This window comes from Bradyrhizobium sp., from assembly GCF_049798375.1.
Taxonomy (GTDB): Bacteria; Pseudomonadota; Alphaproteobacteria; order Rhizobiales; family Xanthobacteraceae; genus Bradyrhizobium.
Genome location: NZ_JBARGP010000800.1, coordinates 1 through 3,769 on the forward strand (window position 1 = coordinate 1; position 3,769 = coordinate 3,769).

Consider the following 3,769-nt stretch of genomic DNA (forward strand, 5'->3'; position numbering starts at 1 on the left):
GTTCGCTGCACCCTCTCCCCTTGCGGGAGAGGGTGGCGACGAGCGTCAGCTCGGCGACGGGTGAGGGGTCTGTCCCCGCGGATGCAGACCCCTCACCCGTCGCGATCTCGCTACGATCGATCGCGCCACCCTCTCCCACAAGGGGAGAGGGGAATACCGCCGATGCCGAGGCAGGCTGCCGTCTCGCATTTTTCGCGCGGCCCCGCCCATGAACCTCAAGCAGCTCGAATATTTCGTTCAGGTCGCCGAGCTCGGCTCGTTCAGCAAGGCTGCGAGCGTGCTCGACGTGGCGCAGCCGGCGCTGTCGCGTCAGGTGCGGGCATTGGAGACCGAGTTGAAGCAGCAATTGTTCGCGCGCAATGGCCGCGGTGTCGCGCTCACTGATGCGGGCAAGCGGCTGTTCGATCACTCGGTCGCGGTGCTGCAACTGGTCTCGCACGCGCGCGAGGATCTCGGCGCCAGCCGCGATGCACCGGTCGGCCGCGTCACCATCGGGCTGCCGCCGAGCATCGGGCGCCAGCTCACGCTGCCGCTGATCGACCGCTTCAGGAAGGAGCTGCCGGCGGCGCGGCTCGCGATCGTCGAAGGGCTGTCCACCCATATCGTCGAATGGGTGACGACCGGCCGCATCGATGTCGGCATGGTCTACAATCCGGAGGCGCAGCCCGGGCTCGAGATCACGCCGCTGTTGCAGGAGGCGCTCGGTCTGGTCAGCCATGCACCGAAGGGCAAGCGGCGCGTCACCACGCCGCTGCCGATGGCCGAGCTGTCACGCTACCGGCTGATCGTACCGGAGCGGGTGCACGCGGTGCGGCGGCTGCTCGAAACCCAGGCGGCGCTGGCCGGGATCAAGCTCGACATCGCCTGGGAGGTGTCGAGCGTGCCCTCGATCATCGATCTGGTCTGCGCCGGCTATGGCCATGCGGTACTGACCGCGAGCGGCGTAGCGGCCTCCGGCCGTGGCGCGCAGCTCGCGATCCGCCGGCTGGTCGATCCGACTCCGACCAGCGTGCTGTGCCTGGTCACCTCGGCGCACAAGCGGCCGACACCGCTCGGCGAGCGAACCATGACGATGGCCTCACACCTGATCCGCAAGCTCAAGCCATAATCGTTCCAATCCCGTTTCAGCATGGCTCGCGTGAAAGGTCATGCCATATTGTAATATCTGTTATAGGCGGCCGACGCTGGCGGGAACAGCGCCGAGGCGTCAAAGTACAGGCTAGCATCGTCGAATCCGGCCGGCGACTCAAGGCCGCGGAGCGCTTCCGCCCGCAGGGCCGCAGCGCGCTCTTGCCGCGGAACAGACAGAAGCCTATGCGACGCTCTGCACCAGAGGCGTGAGACAGAACGGATGCAGGCAAACGCATCCGCTGGTTGAGGAGACTGCCAAGTGATCATCGACGTGCACGGCCACTACACCACGGCGCCGAAGGCGCTGGAGGATTGGCGCAACCGCCAGATCGCGGGCATCAAGGACCCCAGCGTGATGCCCAGGGCGTCCGAGCTCAAGATCAGCGACGACGAACTGCGCGAGAGCATCGAGAGCAACCAGCTCAAGAAGATGAAGGAGCGCGGCAGCGACCTCACCGTGTTCTCGCCGCGCGCCAGCTTCATGGCCCACCATATCGGCGACTTCCAGGTGTCCTCGACCTGGGCCGCGATCTGCAACGAGCTCTGCTATCGCGTCAGCAAGCTGTTTCCCGACAATTTCATCGGGGTCGCCATGCTGCCGCAGTCGCCGGGCGTCGATCCCAAGACCTGCCTTCCCGAGATCGAGAAATGTATCAAGGACTACGGCATGGTCGGCATCAATCTGAATCCCGATCCGTCGGGCGGCCATTGGACCTCGCCGCCGCTGTCCGACAAGCAGTGGTATCCGATCTATGAGAAGATGGTCGAGCTGGACATCCCGGCGATGATCCACGTCTCGACCAGTTGCAATGCCTGCTTCCACACCACGGGCGCGCATTATCTGAACGCCGACACCACGGCCTTCATGCAATGCCTGACCTCGGACCTGTTCAAAGATTTTCCGACGCTGAAATTCCTGATCCCCCACGGCGGCGGCGCGGTGCCGTATCACTGGGGCCGCTTCCGCGGGCTGGCGCAGGAAATGAAGAAGCCGCTGTTGAAGGACCACCTGCTGAAGAACATCTTCTTCGACACCTGCGTCTATCATCAGCCCGGCATAGACCTGCTCACCAAGGTGATCCCGGTCGACAACATCCTGTTCGCCTCCGAGATGATCGGCGCGGTCCGCGGCATCGATCCGGAGACCGGCTTCTATTACGACGACACCAAGCGTTATATCGAAGCCGCCAATCTGACCGCTGAGCAGCGCCACCAGATCTACGAAGGCAATGCACGGCGGGTGTTCCCGCGGCTCGACGCCGCGTTGAAGGCTCAGGGCAAGTAGGCGAGAGAGGACATCATGAGCACACCGATGAACAATCTCGGCATCGTCAAGAAAAACATCACCCGCGCCGACAAGGCGGCGGTCGAGAAGCTTGCCAAATTCGGCGTCGCCACCATCCATGAGGCGATGGGCCGCGTCGGGCTGATGCAGTGCTACATGCGGCCGATCTATCCGACCGCGAAGATGTGCGGCACGGCCGTCACCGTGCTGCTGCAGCCCGGCGACAATTGGATGATGCATGTCGCGGCCGAGCAGATCCAGCCCGGTGACGTCGTGGTCGCGGCCTGCACGGTCGAGAACACCGACGGCTTCTTCGGCGATCTGCTGGCGACCAGCTTCCGCGCACGGGGGGCAAAGGGCCTGGTGATCGACGGCGGCGTGCGCGACGTCGCTGACCTTACCGAGATGCAGTTTCCGGTGTTCTCGCGCGCGATCAGTGCGCGCGGCACCGTGAAGGCGACGCTCGGCTCGGTCAACATTCCCGTGGTCTGCGCCGGCGTTGCAGTCAATCCGGGCGACGTCGTGATCGCCGATCCCGACGGCATCGTTGTGGTGCCGGCCGCGATTGCCGATCAGGCGGCGGAAGCTGCCGCTGCGCGCGAGGCCAATGAGAGCGAGAAGCGCGAGAAGCTGGGATCGGGCGTGCTCGGGCTCGACATGTACAAGATGCGCGAGCCGCTGGCGAAGGCCGGGCTCAAATATATCGATTGATCCATGACAGCTTCCAACCCAAATTCTTCCAACCAGTGGCATGTCGGGCTGATCGGCTATGGCGAGGTCGGCCGGATCCTCGCCGAGGATCTCCGCAAGGACGGCGTGCGGGTCTCCGCCTACGACATCAAGCTGTCGGATGATCGCGGCTATCAGCTGCGTGAGCATGCCGACAGCATCGGCGTGACCTTGGCCGGCTCGCATGCCGAGCTGGCGTCGCAGGCCGACTTCATCGTCTCGGCTGTCACCGCGAGCCAGGACGTGGCGGTGGCGCAGGCCTGCGTCGGGGCCATCAAAAAGGGCGCCTGGTTTCTCGACTTCAACTCGGCCTCGCCCGGCGCCAAGCGGCGCGCGGCGGCGCTGATCGACGGCGCTGGCGGCCGTTACGTCGAGGGCGCCGTGATGACCTCGGTGCCGCCGTATCGGATCAAGGTGCCGCTGCTGCTCGGCGGCGAAGGCGCGCGCGAGCTGGCGCCGCTTTTGGTCGAGCTCGGCTTCGCGGCAAAGGTCGCGAGCGACGAGCTTGGCGTGTCCTCGGCGGTCAAGATGTGCCGCAGCATCATGATCAAGAGCCTTGAGGCCATGGTGATCGAGAGCTTTACCACCGCACGCGCCTATGGCGTCGAGGACGCGGTGCTCGGC

4 protein-coding genes are annotated in these 3,769 nt (G+C 65.0%); all 4 read left to right on the plus strand.

The window, feature by feature from the left end:
- The first annotated feature begins 208 nt into the window (after positions 1-208).
- Entirely contained in the window at positions 209-1,108 is a 900-nt protein-coding gene (locus WA702_RS30430) for a LysR family transcriptional regulator (RefSeq protein ID WP_425114237.1), read from the plus strand.
- Between the two features lie 282 nt (positions 1,109-1,390).
- Complete coding sequence (locus tag WA702_RS30435) at positions 1,391-2,416, plus strand: amidohydrolase family protein (protein ID WP_425114238.1); 1,026 nt, start codon at positions 1,391-1,393, stop codon at positions 2,414-2,416.
- A 15-nt stretch (positions 2,417-2,431) separates the two neighbouring features.
- On the plus strand, positions 2,432-3,127 hold the full coding sequence (ligK, locus tag WA702_RS30440) for a 4-carboxy-4-hydroxy-2-oxoadipate aldolase/oxaloacetate decarboxylase (RefSeq protein WP_425114239.1): 696 nt from the start codon (positions 2,432-2,434) through the stop codon (positions 3,125-3,127).
- A gap of 3 nt (positions 3,128-3,130) precedes the next feature.
- Positions 3,131-3,769: NAD(P)-binding domain-containing protein (locus WA702_RS30445; protein ID WP_425114240.1), on the plus strand; the 639-nt coding region annotated here is incomplete at its 3' end.